Here is a 16,334-nt window from a genome sequence, read left to right as displayed (position 1 = left end):
AAAGAGGTGCGAATTGCACCTCTTTTACTTTTAATAAGCCTTCAACACATGAAGCAAATAATCTTTTCGGTTCAGCGGATTATAATCAACACGTTTTCGAGTAGGGAAGGGAGCCATAAGCTTTGTGAAACCAGCTGGCTTCGTTGTAAATATGCCTTCTCCTTCTGTAAATGAATGTAGTATTCGTTTGAAACTCTCTGTTTTCGCAACAGGTAATGATCCTGTTAACTGATAAGAATTGTAATGGAATATAGGCTCTGCAAAAGTTGCTGGAACGGCAGCGAGTTTATACATTGCAGTACTAATTGCGTGCTCCGGTACAGTTAATTCAAACTCATTTACTGGTTCATATACATATGTTTCAGCTTGCTTTAAAGCATCCATTAATACGATCGGTGTCAAATTTCTAAAGTCACTTGCTGTTGTAACAGGACTAGCATAACCAGTATGTGTTAACGTGACGATAATATCTGTAACTTCCCATCCATATAATCCTTGTTTTAACGTTTGAAATACCGTATCTTCAATTGCTTTATGGAATGCTAAAGGTAGTGATCCGAGTTCAACCCCTAAGTGATATGTTACGCCAGAGTTAAGTTCACCACGTTCAACTTTGAATCCGACTGTTGCGTAAAATGGATTCTCTTTTTCACCCATTACTTCAACAGAATTGCCTAAGCCAATTGGTTTCTCGATACATACAACTCGCGTATTTGAAAAAGTAACTTGCAAATTATATTTCTCATAAAGTGTTGTTTCAATTACTTCTTTTTGTACCTCACCGAAAAGGCGAATGTATAGTTCATTATGAACATCATCTTTCCACACTTTAATAAGTGGATCTTCTTCACATAGCTCCATAAGTGCAGCGTATAAATCATGAATTCTTTCTTTTGATACTGCATCAATGGAAGCTTCCATTTGTGGTTCGGCAAAGTGAATATCTTTTATATAATCCGTACGTTCACCAATAATATCACCAATTTTTATATCATTCAGTCCCCACACTTTGCAAAATTCTCCGCTAGGAACGATAGTAGATTGAACAGCATTTCCGCTATGAAACATACACATTTTTTTAATCTTTTCTTTATGTGGTAGAGACTCATCGCGCTGTATATCAACATATTTTCTAACATGTAAGCTACCTGAAAAAACTCTTATATAAGCAACCTTTTCTCCAGAAGGTTCACGTTCAATTTTAAAAACAACACCGGATAATGGTTCCTCTTGTGCCGATGTAAGAGCCGGCATTAGGGCCGGAAGTTTGTCAAGTAGTTCTGTTACTCCTATACCTGTCATTGCTGAACCGAAAAAGATTGGATACACACTTGCTTGCTGTATTTGCTGTTCTAGTTTTTCTCTTAATAGTGCGTCCGGTATTATTTCGTTATTTACATATGACTCAAGTAATGATTCATTAAATGGTGCTAACAGTTCCATACAATCGTCATATGATTTATATTCAATGATCCGGGCTTCTTTCGCTCCTTCGTTTAGAACAGAGTAGAAGGGGAATGCTTCATTTGAAAGAACCTCTTTTATTTGTTTCATAACTTTTTCAGTGTTTGCTCCACTACGATCAATTTTATTAACGAATAAAATTGTCGGTATGTTTAGTTTCTGTAATGTTCGCATTAAAATTTTTGTTTGTGCTTGCACACCTTCAACGGCAGAGATAACTAAAATCGCACCGTCTAGAACGCGGAATGATCGCTCCACTTCAGCGATAAAATCAGCGTGTCCAGGTGTATCAATGACATTTATTTTTACATCATCAATAAAGAAAGAAACGACAGATGCTTTAATCGTAATTCCGCGTTGTCTTTCTAATTCCATTGAGTCAGTTTGTGTATTACCACTATCTACTCGGCCAATTTCTTTAATCACATTCGTTTCATAAAGAATACGCTCAGTCAAACTCGTCTTGCCAGCGTCTACGTGCGCGACAATCCCTATATTTATTGTTGTCATATATCAATATCCTCATTTCATTTTCCATTTTCATTTCCTCATTTCTATTTGTGTATTGCCGCATTATCAATCACTCTCCAGTTCTTTAAATTAGTATTATTATAGTGCAATTAACATTATTTGTAACGCTACAAAGCGCCTTAATTTGGAAAAAATAAAATGAAAACAAAATGCTTGCATTCTAAATCGATATAGATTATATTAATTGACATATCAACTATTGATACATCAAATGTTTTCATTTTGATTGTAAAGGAGGGGTAATTTGACAAGTTCATGCTCAAAAGAAGCGATTATTTTATATAAATTACACTTTCTAAATAAAGAAGTAAGTTCGAAATTTGAAGGGTGTACGGGTATGAGCCAGTCTCGATTAGAGCTTATACTTCAGTTATATGAAGTAGGTGAAATTAGTCAAAAAGCACTTCAGCAAGAAGTGAATATTGATAATGCTGCGATAACGAGGCATTTAAAGCAGCTTGAGGCCAATGAAATGATTGTAAGACGTAAAAATCCAGATGATAACAGAATTACGTTAGTTTCTCTTACTGAAGAGGGACGAAATAAAATTCAAGCGTTTCAAGAGGAAAAAGAACGTTTTGCAGCATCTGCATTTAAAGGATTAAGTGAAGAAGAACGCGACAATCTTTTAAATATGTTAAACCACATTCAAGAAAATATAAAAGAATTATAAAAAAGGGAGAATACAACTATGACTAACTCAGTAAAAACAAATGATTTTAACGAAATTTTAACAGGACGTCGTTCAATTCGTAAGTACGACCCTTCAGTGAAAATTAGCAAAGAAGAAATGACAGAAATTCTTACAGAAGCAACACTTGCACCATCTTCAGTAAACATGCAACCATGGAGATTCCTTGTGATTGAAAGTGACGAAGCAAAAGCAACACTTGCACCACTTGCGAAATTCAATCAATCTCAAGTAGAAACATCTTCAGCAATGATCGCTGTATTCGGTGACTTAAACAACTTTGATAACGCAGAAGAAATTTATGGTACAGCAGTAGAGCGCGGACTTATGCCAGCTGAAGTAAAAGAAGATCAAATGAAAAAACTTTCAGGTTACTTTTCAATGGTTACACCAGAAGTAATGAAAGACACTGTATTAATTGACGGTGGTCTTGTAGCGATGCAATTTATGTTAGCAGCACGTGCTCACGGCTATGACACTTGTCCAATTGGTGGATTTGAGAAAGATCAAATCGCAGAAGCTTTCGGACTAGATAAAGACCGTCACGTACCAGTTATGTTAATTTCAATCGGAAAAGCTGCTGACAGTGGTTACCAATCAGTACGTCTTCCAATTGAAAAAGTTGCAGAGTGGAAGTAATTTTAAAGAAATAAGTGGAATATGAAAGGGGAAACACCATGATTATTATTCACGCAATATTTCAAGTAGATCCAGCAAAACAACAAGCATTTTTAGAAGAAATTCAGCCACTCATTCACGGTTCAAGAGAAGAAAGTGGAAATGTATCTTATGACTTATATAAAGATACAGAAAAAGAAAGTGTTTATACGATGGTAGAAGTGTGGAAAGATGAAGCAGCAGTTGCGAGCCATAATACGAGTGAACACTTCACATCTTTCGTTAGTAAAGCAGCACAATTTTTAACTGCTCCGCTTAATATAAAAGCTTATAATGGAGAGTTAGTAAAATAATGAGATAGAAAAAGATGACTTTAGCTTATAGTGCTAAGGTCATCTTTTTTATTTTTACAGGAATATATTTACTTTTATCAGTATGTGTTATAATTTGGAAAATAATAATTCTTAATTTTCTGAATAAGCGAAGACGGGGGATAAATATATGAACATTTTAAAGAAAATCACTAATAATATTTCGAAAGTTATTATAGGAAAAGATGAATCCATAGAACTTGCAGCCATTGCTCTAATAGCAAAAGGACATATTTTATTAGAAGATGTACCGGGGACAGGAAAAACAACACTAGCGAAAAGTTTGGCTAAAAGCGTGGACGCAAAATTTCAAAGAATACAATTTACAGCGGATACTTTGCCCGGAGATGTTATTGGTCTTGAATATTTTAATGTGAAGGAATCGGATTTTAAAACGAGGTTAGGTCCTATTTTTGCAAATATAGTATTAGTGGATGAAATTAATCGGGCTGTACCGAGAACACAATCTTCGTTACTCGAAGTTATGGAAGAGCGTACTGTTACAATTGCGAAACAGACGCATTCATTACCAGAACCTTTTTTAGTAATTGCAACGCAAAATCCTCTTGAATCTGCTGGTACATTTCCTTTACCTGATGCTCAATTAGACCGATTTTTACTTACGATTCGCCAAGGTTATCCTACGAGAGAAGCTGAAAAGGAAATGATGAATCGGTTTCAAACGAATGATCCGTTAGAAACATTACACTCTATTATTTCAAGTGAAGAAATTATTATGATGCAAAAACGTGCAAGAGAAGTGTTAGTAGGAAATGATGTGCAAGATTATCTTCTTGAAATTATTGAGGCAACGCGTAAGCATGAGCTAATTGAAATTGGTGTAAGTCCGCGGGGGACGTTGGCATTTATGAGAGCGATTCAAGCACGGGCTATATTAAATGAAAGAGATTACTGTACGCCAGATGATATAAAGATACTTGCTGCATCTATATGCGCTCATCGTTTAACGTTGACAATTGAAGGGGAGATGAAAACAACAAAAGAACAAATCATGAAAGAAATTCTTCATACGATTAATGTGCCGGTGGAGAATGTACGATGAATCAACAACTTGTGTATACACCTTTAGCGGAGCCTTTCGTAATAGGAGTTATGTCAGTTGTAGCCGTTATTTTAAGTGTATTTTCAAGTAATCTACTCATATTATCTCTCGTATTTTTATATGTAATTTTAATAGGTGCTATGCATGTTTATATACGTAAAGTATCTCGTGTTAACTGGGAATACGATCAAGGAAATTCGAATGTTTTTATCGGTGAAACGAACAGGTGCAAAATAAAAATTTCAAACAAATCAATTTTCCCTATTTTTAATGTTGTATTCCGATTTAAATGTGAAAATAAGATAACTTGGAATCATGATGAAATAAATAAAAATAATAGTACAGGTTCAAATTATTATATGAATTTTAATTTAAAAGGAAGAGAGTCAGTTTCATTTGATTTACAAGCTGTGGCATTAAAAAGAGGCATTGCGAAATGGGAAGAGGTTGAAATTGTTATTACTGATCTCTTTGGATTTATAACGAACCATATCACATATAAACAAGTTGATACGCCCTCCTATTTAGTCTTACCAGCTGTTCCGAAAATACAAGTTCCTGAATTACAAGAATGGTCACGAGGATTTCGAAAAGCGATGTCATCACCCTTATATGATGAAACGAAAGTAATGGGAGTAAAGTCTTATAAAAATGAAGATTTTCGTTCTATCCACTGGAGTGCAACAGCGAAAACAGGGACGATAACTGCGAAAAAGTACGAGCGAACGCAATCAGATAAATACGCGATTTACCTCAACTTGCAAAATAAAAGCGGTATTTCTTTGCGAAATGATACAGAGGAACTAATTGAATTAACAGCAGGTATATGCAAACAACTTCTTATGCAAAACTGTTCGTTTGAAGTATGGATCAATAGTGTAAAAGATAACGGTTTGCTACATATAAAAAATGGGGATAATCGGAAACATTTGCAAAATATATTAAAAGTACTTGCCTCAATATCGGACCAAGATACTCCTGTATCTTCCACTTATTTTTACACAGCAGGCTTTCGTCGAAAAGAATTGGATGCAGTTCCTTTAATTCTTGGTACTTCCCCAAGGAAATACACCAGAACGAATAAATGGGTTGTAATTAAAGAATAAGAAGGGGTTTATGTCATGGTTAATAAAGAGAGACATATGGAAGTAAAGTTGTGGAGTGTTAGAGTATTAATACTACTTTTCTTTACGGTTAGTGCGATAACGTTTTCACAAGGTGTTGTGCATGTACAAGACATAGTAAAAGGGCTTTTTTCTAGTAAGACGGAGACAATATCAGAAAGAAATTATGATTTTACTAGTGTAGACTCACAGTTTGATGAACCTGAAAGAATTATAGATGAAGAAACAGGAGTTGTAGATACAAGAACAAAAATAGATAGGAAAATTCCACTTTTTGTACGAAAAAATTCATGGACTGATGTGTTTTCTGTTCTTTCAAATTCATGGATTAGTGTCGTTTTTTATGTAATTATTGCAGTGGTTATTCTATATGTTTTTTATAAATTAATGAGGAAAAAGGTAACGAAATCAGAAATACAACAGGATAAACAATCGATAACAAAAGAAAACACGGATAGAACTGAAAAGAACAAGAAAGTGAAGCATCAGTTTGAACAGCCGTTACCGACAGATACGATAAGAAAAACGTTAGTTGAATGGGAAAGAACATTACCATTTCATGAACAGAGAAGATCCTATGAAACGATGCAACAGTGGTTAAAAAGAATTAGTAGAACGAGAAATATTACTTCGCTATATGAGTCTGTTCGTTATGGTGAAAAGACGTATACGGAGTTAGATGTGGAAAAAATAATGAAGTGGGTAGAGGGAGATGGGAAGGTGGATATGTAAATATCCACCTTTACTTTTTAGTATAGAAATTTGATTATCATGAATCATTTTCAAATATAAAACTGCCTTCAAATAAGAAAATGAAATTAACTGTAAATTAACTTTATTTACTTATACTTCATTACATGTTAACCTATACTTAATTTTTATAAATTATAATTAATTTTTGATTTTTTAAGGGTGTGAAAATGTAATGAAATCGGTATTAAAAAGCATACTTATTTCCTTTGTTTTTTCAGCAGTAGGTATGTGTTGGTTGCTGTTCTTATTATTTCAAGGGGACGGTGATTGGTTATTATCTTGGATAGGCGTATTAATGTCATATTTATCTTTATATACTTTAATAGATTTATACTGTAAAAATACATACGATAAAAAATTAAATAAATGGCTTATAAAAACAGCGGTGACTAGCTTTAGTTTTGCAGTATTAGGAATCTCATTTTGCATCATACATGAGCTATTAACACCATGGAGTCTTAGTTTAATGGTGTGGTATTGGTTGCTAATGTTAGTATTATTTTTAACGACTATAATATCATTAATCAGTTTAGTATTTGTTAATCGTAAAAATCACAATTTCACCGTTGGATATAGAATGCTCATACTTCTAAATGTATTTCTTACATTAGGACCAGTATTATGGCCGTTATTACTTTCTATTATTGGAAATGGTATGAATGCTAGTGCAGGCTGGTAAAAAGGAATTTAGATTAGTTGTGTAAAGAATAGGATGAAAAGCTGATATAGAATTTTAAATGTTTATGAGAACATGTTTACATAAAAAGTGAAAACATGTTCTCTTTTTATTTGCATGCATAACTCTACCTCAGTTTACCCTATTTAAATTTAAACGTAAGTATTTTGTAAGGAATGAATAAGAAAAAAGAGAGGTTTATCGTATAGGATGAAAGTATAGCTTGAATCAATACGATATTAATAGAGGAGAGAAAGCCTTATGAAAACACGTAATCAAATTAAGTTGGCAAGTTTAGCAGTTTTATTAGCGGGTACTACTCTATTTACACCTGGTTTTACTGTGAAAGCAGAGTCTACTCAAAATATTTCTAATTCGTCACAAGAACCTAATCAAAAGAATCGGAATGGATGGAAACAAGTAATGCAGGAAACAATACAAATTGGGGCACCAGGGGTATTAGCTAAGACGTCTAATAAAGGGAAAGTTAATAGTTATACTGCTGGCGTGGCGGATTTAATTACAAAGAAACCGGTGAAATCGGATTTTCGCTTTCGGATTGGTAGTGTGACGAAAACTTTTACCGCCACTACTGTTCTTCAATTAGTAGGAGAAAATCGCGTACAACTTGACGATCCAATTGAAAAGTGGCTGCCGGGTCTCGTGCAAGGAAATGGGTATGATGGAAATCAAATTACGATACGACAACTTTTGAATCATACGAGTGGTATCGCTGAATATTTAAAGTCAAAAGACGCTGACGTAATGAATTCGAAAAAAACGTATACAGCAGAAGAAATAGTGAAAATAGGCCTTTCTCTGCCTCCAGATTTCTCGCCGGGCAAAGACTGGTTGTATTCAAACACAGGATATGTAATATTGGGAATGCTTATTGAAAAAATAACTGGTAATAGTTATGCGGAAGAAATTGAAAAGCGAATTATTGAACCTCTGGACTTGCCAAATACGTTTTTACCAGGAAATTCACCCGTCATCCCAGGAAAGAATCATGCTCGTGGATATGTGAAAATGGAAGAAACAGGCGAGTTGAAAGACATTACGTATTATAATCCGAGTTTAGCTAATGCAGCTGGAGATATGATTTCTAATGCGGATGATTTAAACAAATTCTTTTCATCTTTACTCGGTGGTAAGTTACTGAAGGAACGCGAGCTAAAAGAAATGCTTACTACAGTTCCTGTAGAAGGAAAAGGGGTTGGGGATGGATATGGTCTTGGAATCTATGAGACTAAACTTCCAAATGGTGTCTCAGTATGGGGGCACGGAGGATCAATTCCTGGGTTTATGACTTTTGCTGGTGGAGTAATTGGAGGCAAGCATACATTTGCTGTCAATGTTAATTCTTTAGGTCCGGTTGATATTCTTACACAGTTTGATAAAATGATGCAAGTTGAATTTAATAAATAGATGAAGAAAAAGCGAATAGGTTTCTGCAATAGCTGTAAATAAAAGAGATGCTTTTTAAATTTCACAAATAAGGACAGTATTAACATTCATAATATGGTATTAAGTATATGTAGAACATAAATATGATACAAGTGTATTTCAAAGTGCAATTCAATCTTATAGTTTAGTTTAAAAAAGATGTCAGTTGCATGACATCCTTTTTGTTGTGGGACAAAGAGGTGTTGTTTGTTTTGAAAATTGTTATTTTTGAGAGTGTTCCATATAATGAGAAGTATAGGGGCTATACAGGGGAGTTATGAATGGATAATACTTTAGTTTGTTAATTATTTTGTTTTAATAAAAAAGTAAATTGATTTGGAGTGAAATACATTGGGACAAAATCAGTTTAGATGGAGTAACAAGCAATTACGAGAACATGTTGAAATAATAGACGGTACAAGAAGTCCACACAAATTATTAAAGAATGCAACATACTTAAATTCCTATATACGTGAATGGATGCAAGCAAATATTTGGATTTATGATGACCGTATTATATATGTAGGAGAAAAGTTGCCAGAGCAACTATATAAATGTGAAGTCATTGATTGTGATGGAAAGTATGTCGTTCCCAGTTACATAGAACCGCATGCACATCCATATCAGTTGTATAACCCAGAGACGCTAGCAAATCATGCGATGCAATTTGGGACAACGACTTTTATTAATGATAATTTAACTCTATTTTTCACATTAAAACGTGAAGAATCATTTCGTTTATTAGAGGAATTTAAAAAGATTCCAGCTACTATGTATTGGTGGTGCCGTTTTGATGGACAGACTGAATTGCAAAACGGGGAATCTTTGTTTAATAGTAAAGAAATAATAGAATGGCTGAAACAAGAAGCTGTTCTTCAAGGTGGGGAGTTAACAGCATGGCCAAAATTATTACATGGTGATGATGAAATGTTAACTTGGGTGCAGGAAACGAAGCGATTGCAGAAGAAAGTAGAAGGCCATTTTCCGGGTGCATCTGAAACGACTTTAGCGAAGTTAAAACTGTTAGGTACAGATTGTGATCATGAAGCGATGACAGGGCAGGAAGCTTTCACTCGTCTTATGCAAGGTTACACCGTTTCTCTTAGAAATTCTTCCATTAGACCGGATTTAGAAGTTTTATTAAAAGAATTGTTGGAATTAGGCGTGAAACAGTTTGATAGATTTATACTTACTACAGACGGCTCACATCCTTCGTTTTATGAAAATGGAATGACAAACGTAATGATTTCTACCGCGATAAAACAAGGAGTGCCAGTAATAGATGCATACCATATGGCAAGTTATAATATTGCTCGCTATTATAATATGGAACATGTACATGGTTCGATTGCGACAGGTAGAATTGCTAATATCAATATTTTAGAAAGTAAAGAAAACCCAGTACCAATTAGTGTCCTTGCAAAGGGGAAATGGGTGAAGCGTGACGGTGTAAATACGCATGAAGCATTACATATAGACTGGAGTAAATATAAAGTAACTCCATTATCATTAGATTGGTCAATAGAAAAAGAGGATATGATTTTCTCTAATAAAACGGGGATACACTTATTAAATAACGTTATTACAAAACCATATACTAGTGAAATCAATATAGACTGTGATGAATTATCCACAGATCATGATGAATGCTTCCTCATGATGATTGCTCGTGATGGTACTTGGCGAGTAAATACAGTTGTAAAAGGTTTTGCGAAAGAATTAGGTGGTCTTGCTAGTTCTTATTCCGGCACAGGTGATATGATTCTCATTGGAAAAAGTAAAGAAGATATGCTTACAGCTTTTCGTAGAGTAAAAGAGCTCGGTGGTGGAATGGTCGTAGCAGAAAACAATGAAGTGTTACACGAAATAGCATTACCATTGCTCGGGATTATGTCTAATTTAAAAATGAGTGAATTAATACAGGAAGAGAAACAGATGGTGAAATTACTACAAGAGCGTGGCTACGCGTATGATGATCCAGCATTTACAATTTTATTCTTTTCTGCGACGCACTTGCCTTTTATACGAGTAACACCTATAGGATTATATGATGTAAAAAGTAGTAAGGTACTGGCTTCGCCGGTGAATTTAATAAAGCAATATTAAAAGGAAAGGCCCTATAATAGTCTAAATTATAGGGCCTTTTATATTATTAGTATAAGAATATTGTAAGCCTCAAATGATATAGTATCTAAATCATTTGAGGTGATATGTAAATATGAAAAAAATATTTTACATTTTAAGCATATTTATTCTGTGTGTATCGATACAACACGTTGTACATTCCCAATCAGATGCACCAAGGTTATCTTCGGATTGTCTCGAAGAAAGAAAAGTTCGAGATGAAAAGTATGTGAAGAATAAAATACAGGACATTAAATCCACATTTAATTTAAATATTGATGAACATAGTTTTTGGGAAGTAAGTAAAAGAGATCTGGAGGCTGCCCATTTGATGTATGGTGGAAAGGAAAATGATTCTTATTATAATTCGCTAACTAAAATTTATGATAGTGGTGGATTTAGCGAACAGCCCAGCTTATTTGTGAGGGCGCGAGAAGCATTTTTACTTTATAAAGAAAAAGATAATATCAATGTAATGAAACGCCTAAAACTAGACGTTGAAAAAGGGGAATGGCTCGTTATAAAAACGAAAAAGAAGAAAGGGAAAAAAGTGAAATTCAAGCCTTTGCAATGTGAAAAAGATTATATGAAAAAGAGAAATGAATAACAAAATACGTATTCATGCTGTTTTTATTCAATGATATTTTGCTGTTGATTTGAAATAGAAAAAGGTAAACGAACATATTAGCTTTATGGAATATGATTGTTTACCTTTTTTTGAGAGATTTAAAAATTGGGGATGTTTTTAGTTGGAAATTATGTACTGGCTAATGAACTTATAACATTCAATGAATTTGTTCTTCATAAACATTAGATTTTGTGTCAAATGATTTATACATTGCCGAACCACCTATGTATATTTTATTCTACAGTATTTATAAAAGAATATTGGCCATGCATAAGAAATATGATTGGCACAGTTTTTGCTTGTATTACATGTAAGGAAGGGAGATTGTATGTAAGGAATCTGTACTCGTAATAGTATAAAACAAGCTACTATTGCATTATTAATCATAGTTGTATTTATAGCGGAACTGTAAATACATACAAATAAGTAGGTTTTCGGTTTAAAAATTCTGAATTTTCTTTTAAATTATTAGGGGGCAATGGTATGGTTAAATATTCGAAAATTTCTAAGTGGATTCTTGGTGTTGGACTAGTGACAATAACATGTAATGGTTTGCAAATTCAAGCAGAGACAAAAGAGAAAAATGTGAAGAACGTATTACAAATGGAGCCGGTAGGAATACAGAAATCTGTTGATGAATTGGCGCACCCTTCAAAAGTACAAGAAAATGCATCTTTTACAAAACGGTTAAAATTAGCGGATTTATCGCAGCGTCCACTAGCACTAAACGATAATATTAAACCGTTAGCTGAAGAAAAAAAGTATTCAATGGCTGAGTTAAATCAATTAAATAATAAACAATTAACTGATCTTCTTGTGACAATTAAATGGTATCAAATTCCAGAATTATTTCAGTTTAATAGTGATAGTCTTAAATTCTATCAAGATGATAGTCGAATGCAAGCAATTATTAATAAACTAGCAGAACAAGGACAAGCTTATACGAAAGATGATTCAAAAGGGATTGAAACATTAGTAGAAGCTCTACGTGCAGCATTTTATTTAGGTTTTTACCATGATGAATTAAGCAAACTAAATGAGCGTAGCTACCATGATAAATGTTTACCAGCTTTAAAAACAATTGCAAAAAATCCAAATTTCAAACTTGGTACATCAGAACAAAATAAAGTAATTGCATCATATGGAAAATTAATTGGAAATGCATCAGCAGATGTTGAAACGGTTTTATATGCAGGTGAAATTTTTAAACAATATAATGATAATCTTGCAACTTTCATTGAAGACAGAACAAAAGGAGACGCTATATATGAGTTGATGAAGGGAATTGACTTTGATATTCAGACGGATATGTACACGACTGGAAAAGAGCCAAAAGATACGATGTGGTTTCGAAATATTGATAACTTTATTAATGAAGTAAATCGTTTTGCACTACTTGGTACAGTAACAAATAAAAACGGATGGTTAATTAATAATGGGATTTACTATGCTGGACGATTGGGCAAGCTTCATAGCACGCCGACAAAAGGACAACAAGTTGTTACAGATGCAATGCGAATTTATCCATATTTAGGAGAGCAATACTTTGTTGCGGCAGAACAAATTACTACAAATTATGGAGGAATAGATGCGAACGGAAAAACTGTAAATTTAGATCAAATTCGAGAAGAGGGTAAAAAGAAATATTTACCGAAAACGTATACGTTTGATGATGGAGCAATTGTCTTTAAAGCTGGGGATAAAGTTAGCGAAGAGAAAATTAAACGTCTATACTGGGCGGCAAAAGAAGTGCGTTCTCAATTTTATCGTACAGTTGGTAGCGATAAACCACTTGAAAGTGGACATGCTGATGATGTGTTAACGATGGTTATTTATAATAGCCCAGATGAGTATCAATTTAATCGTCAACTGTACGGATATGAAACGAATAATGGTGGGATTTATATTGAAGGGACAGGGACTTTCTTTACATATGAACGTACACCAGAGCAAAGTATTTATAGTTTGGAAGAATTATTCCGCCATGAATTTACGCACTACTTACAGGGAAGGTACGAAGTTCAGGGATTATGGGGACAAGGAGAAATGTATCAAAATGAACGTTTAACATGGTTTGAAGAAGGAAACGCAGAGTTCTTTGCAGGTGCAACGCGATTAGATAGTGTAGTACCGCGAAAAAGTATAATTGGTGGGTTATCTAATGATCCTGCAAAACGTTATACAGCATCACAAACATTAAATGCGAAATATGGAACGTGGGATTTTTATAATTATTCGTTTGCGCTGCAATCATATATGTATAATAAGCGCCCTGAAATGTTCGATAAAGTGCATGATTTGATTCGCGCAAATGATGTTTCAAGTTACGATGCATACCGTGCTACATTAAGCAAAGATAATAAGTTAAATGAAGAATATCAATCTTATATGCAAATGCTTATTGATAATCGCGATAAGTATACAATTCCACAAGTATCAGATGAGTATTTAACTCAGCATGATCCAAAATCGCTTTCCGACATTACTTCAGATATTACAAATGAAGCGAAATTAAAAGATGTGAAAGTAACAAAGAATAAATCACAATTCTTTAATACATTTACACTACAGGGGACATATACAGGAAGTGCGGCTAAAGGAGAAGTTGAGGACTGGAAAGTGATGAATGAAGCAACAAATGATATGTTGAAACGTCTTTCAGGAAAAGAGTGGACTGGATATAAAACATTGACTGCTTATTTTGTAAATTACCGTGTAAATAATGCTGGGCAATATGAATATGATGTTGTGTTTAGCGGAGTGAATACGGAAGAAGGTACGGCTGTAGAAAAAGAACCAAATAATTCATTTGAAACAGCAAACCCACTATCTTTGAATATTTTGTTAAGAGGAACCTTGAGTGATCAAGATCAGGGGGATAAATTTGTTATTGATGTAAAGGATCAAAAAGATTTACAAATTTCTGTTACGAACGAACAAAATCTTGGACTGAACTGGGTATTATATTCTGAATCAGATCTAAATAATTATGTAGCTTATGCAACAAAACGTGATGGAAACAAATTGCTTGGAAATTATAATGCAAAGCCAGGGAAATATTACTTAAGTGTATATAAGTATGGTGGTGGAACAGGGAATTATACGGTACAAGTAAAATAGTTTACTATAATTTATTTTGAAAGGAAACTTATTGCATTTTTTAGCAAAATAAAGTATGTAATGTTAAAAATTAAACTATATCAATATATCCCTGTTCTAATTATAGAACAGGGATATATTGGCTTTATATTTTTAAATTAAATAATCTCATTGGATTTTGACAAGAAAATAATTAATATAGATTTGAATTCTCATTCGTAAAGAATACTTTAATCTTCTTAATGCTCTTTCATTTCTGTCTCAATGCTTGTTTTCAAATCAGTTGATACTTGATTGAAATACCCCAAAACGATCTCCCTAATATCATCGGATATAACTTTCAAATCACTAGCTAAGTTCTCAGCGAGATGTTCTTTTTCTATCGGTTTTAACTTCGTATAAAATTCACCAGCCTGCGTAAAGTCATTCTGTTTTGTTATAGAAGTTCTTTCAAGTTTACCTTCAACGTACCTTCCATCACCGCTTGTAATTTGATTAGCGGGTGTCCAATCTTGCTGTTGGTTAATCGTTAATTTGCGAAATTCGGGACCAATTCTTCTTCTTTGTGAATCACTGTAAATGTTAGCGCGCCCTTGCAGCATTTTATCATCTGATAGTTCTGCACCATCCAGTAAATTAGAAGGGGAGAATGCGACTTTCTCTACTTGTTCCATAAAATTTTCAGGATTTTTATTTAATACCATTTTCCCGACTGGTATGAGAGGATACGCCTGTTCATCCCATACTTTTGTGTCATCTAAAGGATCATAAGATAGGTAAGCTTCATCTTTCGGATCCATGAGCTGGACGTATAAACCATACTCCACTGGTTTACCATTTTCAATAGCATCATATAAATCTTTCCCGCTATAATCAGGATTTTCAGCAGCTAGTTTAATTGCTTCTTTATTAGTAATGTACTGTACACCTTCAAATGGGTACCAATGATACTTTACATACTTTCGATTACCTTCCGCATTTCTCCATACATATGTATTAACACTATGTCCTGGAATGTGGCGAAGACTTTTGGCCGTACCATTATTAGAGTATAAACGGACAACAAAATGAATAGATTCAGGTGCTTTAGCGACAAAATTCCAAAATCTATTAGGGTCTATTAAGTTATTTTTAGGTGAAGGCAATAATGCTTGAATCGTTTCAGGGAAACGCATTGGGTCACGAACAGAAAAAACAGGAATGTGATTACATAAAAGGTCAAAAATTCCTTCTTTTGTATAAAATTTTGTAGAAAAACCGCGTACATTTCTAGCAGTATCCGGTGTTCCTTTTGTACTAACAGCTAACGAAAATCGCACCATAACAGGAACTTTCTCATTAGAATTTTGTAAAAAACTTAATTTAGTATGTTCAGACATCGAATATATCGTTTGAAAATAACCGAACGCACCAAATCCTTTTACATGAACAGGTCTTTCTAAAATTTTTTCATGAATAAATTCTTGTAATGACTCATGCAGTACACTATCTTGCTCTAGTACGGGTCCACGTGAACCAACTGTTTGAGAGTGAAGTTTAGCTTGTTCATTACGTTCGTCATTTTCATTAAAGTCTTTCCCTAGTATAGATTGCCCCTGTTTATCATAGTTTTCATCCATCGATATAGCCTCCAAATCTTTTTTGTCCATTGTTACTAAATATGATTCTATAGCCTTAATTATGTATGACACGCACAGTTCAAAGCAGTAACATACCGCTAGATGAAAAAAACACATATGTAGTGGA

The 16,334-nt window shown here is 33.9% G+C and carries 13 protein-coding genes; 11 read left to right on the top strand and 2 right to left on the bottom strand.

Annotation, left to right across the window (positions count from 1 at the left end; translation table 11 throughout):
* Positions 1-30: 30 nt before the first annotated feature.
* Positions 31-1,974: an elongation factor G gene (locus tag ACTJJY_RS08150; protein WP_000207806.1), complete on the bottom strand. Its 1,944-nt coding sequence runs from the start codon at positions 1,972-1,974 to the stop codon at positions 31-33.
* 265 nt (positions 1,975-2,239) lie between these two features.
* Between ACTJJY_RS08150 and ACTJJY_RS08145 the strand changes: the two genes are divergently transcribed.
* From ACTJJY_RS08145 to colA, 11 genes are all read left to right on the top strand, one after another.
* A complete protein-coding gene (locus ACTJJY_RS08145) occupies positions 2,240-2,668 on the top strand; it encodes a MarR family winged helix-turn-helix transcriptional regulator (protein WP_000204172.1) in 429 nt (142 codons plus the stop codon).
* Between the two features lie 18 nt (positions 2,669-2,686).
* Positions 2,687-3,325, top strand: coding sequence for a nitroreductase family protein (locus ACTJJY_RS08140; RefSeq protein ID WP_095690641.1), 639 nt, complete (start codon positions 2,687-2,689; stop codon positions 3,323-3,325).
* Between the two features lie 38 nt (positions 3,326-3,363).
* Complete coding sequence (locus ACTJJY_RS08135; RefSeq protein WP_000583805.1) at positions 3,364-3,657, top strand: putative quinol monooxygenase; 294 nt, start codon at positions 3,364-3,366, stop codon at positions 3,655-3,657.
* A gap of 148 nt (positions 3,658-3,805) precedes the next feature.
* Positions 3,806-4,738: an AAA family ATPase gene (locus ACTJJY_RS08130; RefSeq protein ID WP_095690642.1), complete on the top strand. Its 933-nt coding sequence runs from the start codon at positions 3,806-3,808 to the stop codon at positions 4,736-4,738.
* Complete coding sequence (locus tag ACTJJY_RS08125; protein ID WP_095690643.1) at positions 4,735-5,844, top strand: DUF58 domain-containing protein; 1,110 nt, start codon at positions 4,735-4,737, stop codon at positions 5,842-5,844. Before ACTJJY_RS08130 ends, ACTJJY_RS08125 begins: the two co-directional genes overlap by 4 nt.
* Positions 5,845-5,859: 15 nt before the next feature.
* The gene (locus tag ACTJJY_RS08120; protein WP_141241026.1) at positions 5,860-6,594 is read left to right on the top strand and encodes a signal peptidase II; all 735 of its coding nucleotides are present in this window, start codon (positions 5,860-5,862) and stop codon (positions 6,592-6,594) included.
* A 193-nt stretch (positions 6,595-6,787) separates the two neighbouring features.
* Positions 6,788-7,294: a DUF3902 family protein gene (locus ACTJJY_RS08115; RefSeq protein WP_000843829.1), complete on the top strand. Its 507-nt coding sequence runs from the start codon at positions 6,788-6,790 to the stop codon at positions 7,292-7,294.
* Positions 7,295-7,552: 258 nt separating this feature from the next.
* Positions 7,553-8,719: a serine hydrolase domain-containing protein gene (locus ACTJJY_RS08110; RefSeq protein WP_043936964.1), complete on the top strand. Its 1,167-nt coding sequence runs from the start codon at positions 7,553-7,555 to the stop codon at positions 8,717-8,719.
* A gap of 369 nt (positions 8,720-9,088) precedes the next feature.
* Positions 9,089-10,843, top strand: coding sequence for an adenine deaminase C-terminal domain-containing protein (locus ACTJJY_RS08105; protein WP_053564129.1), 1,755 nt, complete (start codon positions 9,089-9,091; stop codon positions 10,841-10,843).
* Positions 10,844-10,955: 112 nt separating this feature from the next.
* Complete coding sequence (locus tag ACTJJY_RS08100) at positions 10,956-11,468, top strand: hypothetical protein (protein WP_098976370.1); 513 nt, start codon at positions 10,956-10,958, stop codon at positions 11,466-11,468.
* A gap of 504 nt (positions 11,469-11,972) precedes the next feature.
* Positions 11,973-14,609: a collagenase ColA gene (gene colA / locus ACTJJY_RS08095; protein WP_095690646.1), complete on the top strand. Its 2,637-nt coding sequence runs from the start codon at positions 11,973-11,975 to the stop codon at positions 14,607-14,609.
* A 218-nt stretch (positions 14,610-14,827) separates the two neighbouring features.
* On the opposite strand, the gene ACTJJY_RS08090 is transcribed toward colA, so the two are convergent.
* Positions 14,828-16,207 (bottom strand): catalase, encoded by a 1,380-nt coding sequence (locus tag ACTJJY_RS08090; RefSeq protein ID WP_000344192.1) that lies wholly within the window; start codon positions 16,205-16,207, stop codon positions 14,828-14,830.
* Positions 16,208-16,334: the final 127 nt, after the last annotated feature.

The sequence above is a fragment of the Bacillus sp. 22475 genome (assembly GCF_052044835.1).
Lineage (GTDB): Bacteria > Bacillota > Bacilli > Bacillales > Bacillaceae_G > Bacillus_A > Bacillus_A cereus.
Note: the sequence above shows the minus strand (reverse complement) of the source record. Positions and strands in the feature narration are given on the sequence as shown.

Bases quoted from the DNA above. Each gene is read 5' to 3' on its own strand.
- ACTJJY_RS08150 (WP_000207806.1), bottom strand. From the start codon at position 1,974: ATGACAACAATAAATATAGGGATTGTCGCGCACGTAGACGCTGGCAAG.
- ACTJJY_RS08140 (WP_095690641.1), top strand. From the start codon at position 2,687: ATGACTAACTCAGTAAAAACAAATGATTTTAACGAAATTTTAACAGGA.
- ACTJJY_RS08135 (WP_000583805.1), top strand. From the start codon at position 3,364: ATGATTATTATTCACGCAATATTTCAAGTAGATCCAGCAAAACAACAA.
- ACTJJY_RS08130 (WP_095690642.1), top strand. From the start codon at position 3,806: ATGAACATTTTAAAGAAAATCACTAATAATATTTCGAAAGTTATTATA.
- ACTJJY_RS08125 (WP_095690643.1), top strand. From the start codon at position 4,735: ATGAATCAACAACTTGTGTATACACCTTTAGCGGAGCCTTTCGTAATA.
- ACTJJY_RS08120 (WP_141241026.1), top strand. From the start codon at position 5,860: ATGGTTAATAAAGAGAGACATATGGAAGTAAAGTTGTGGAGTGTTAGA.
- ACTJJY_RS08115 (WP_000843829.1), top strand. From the start codon at position 6,788: ATGAAATCGGTATTAAAAAGCATACTTATTTCCTTTGTTTTTTCAGCA.
- ACTJJY_RS08110 (WP_043936964.1), top strand. From the start codon at position 7,553: ATGAAAACACGTAATCAAATTAAGTTGGCAAGTTTAGCAGTTTTATTA.
- ACTJJY_RS08100 (WP_098976370.1), top strand. From the start codon at position 10,956: ATGAAAAAAATATTTTACATTTTAAGCATATTTATTCTGTGTGTATCG.
- colA (WP_095690646.1), top strand. From the start codon at position 11,973: ATGGTTAAATATTCGAAAATTTCTAAGTGGATTCTTGGTGTTGGACTA.
- ACTJJY_RS08090 (WP_000344192.1), bottom strand. From the start codon at position 16,207: ATGGATGAAAACTATGATAAACAGGGGCAATCTATACTAGGGAAAGAC.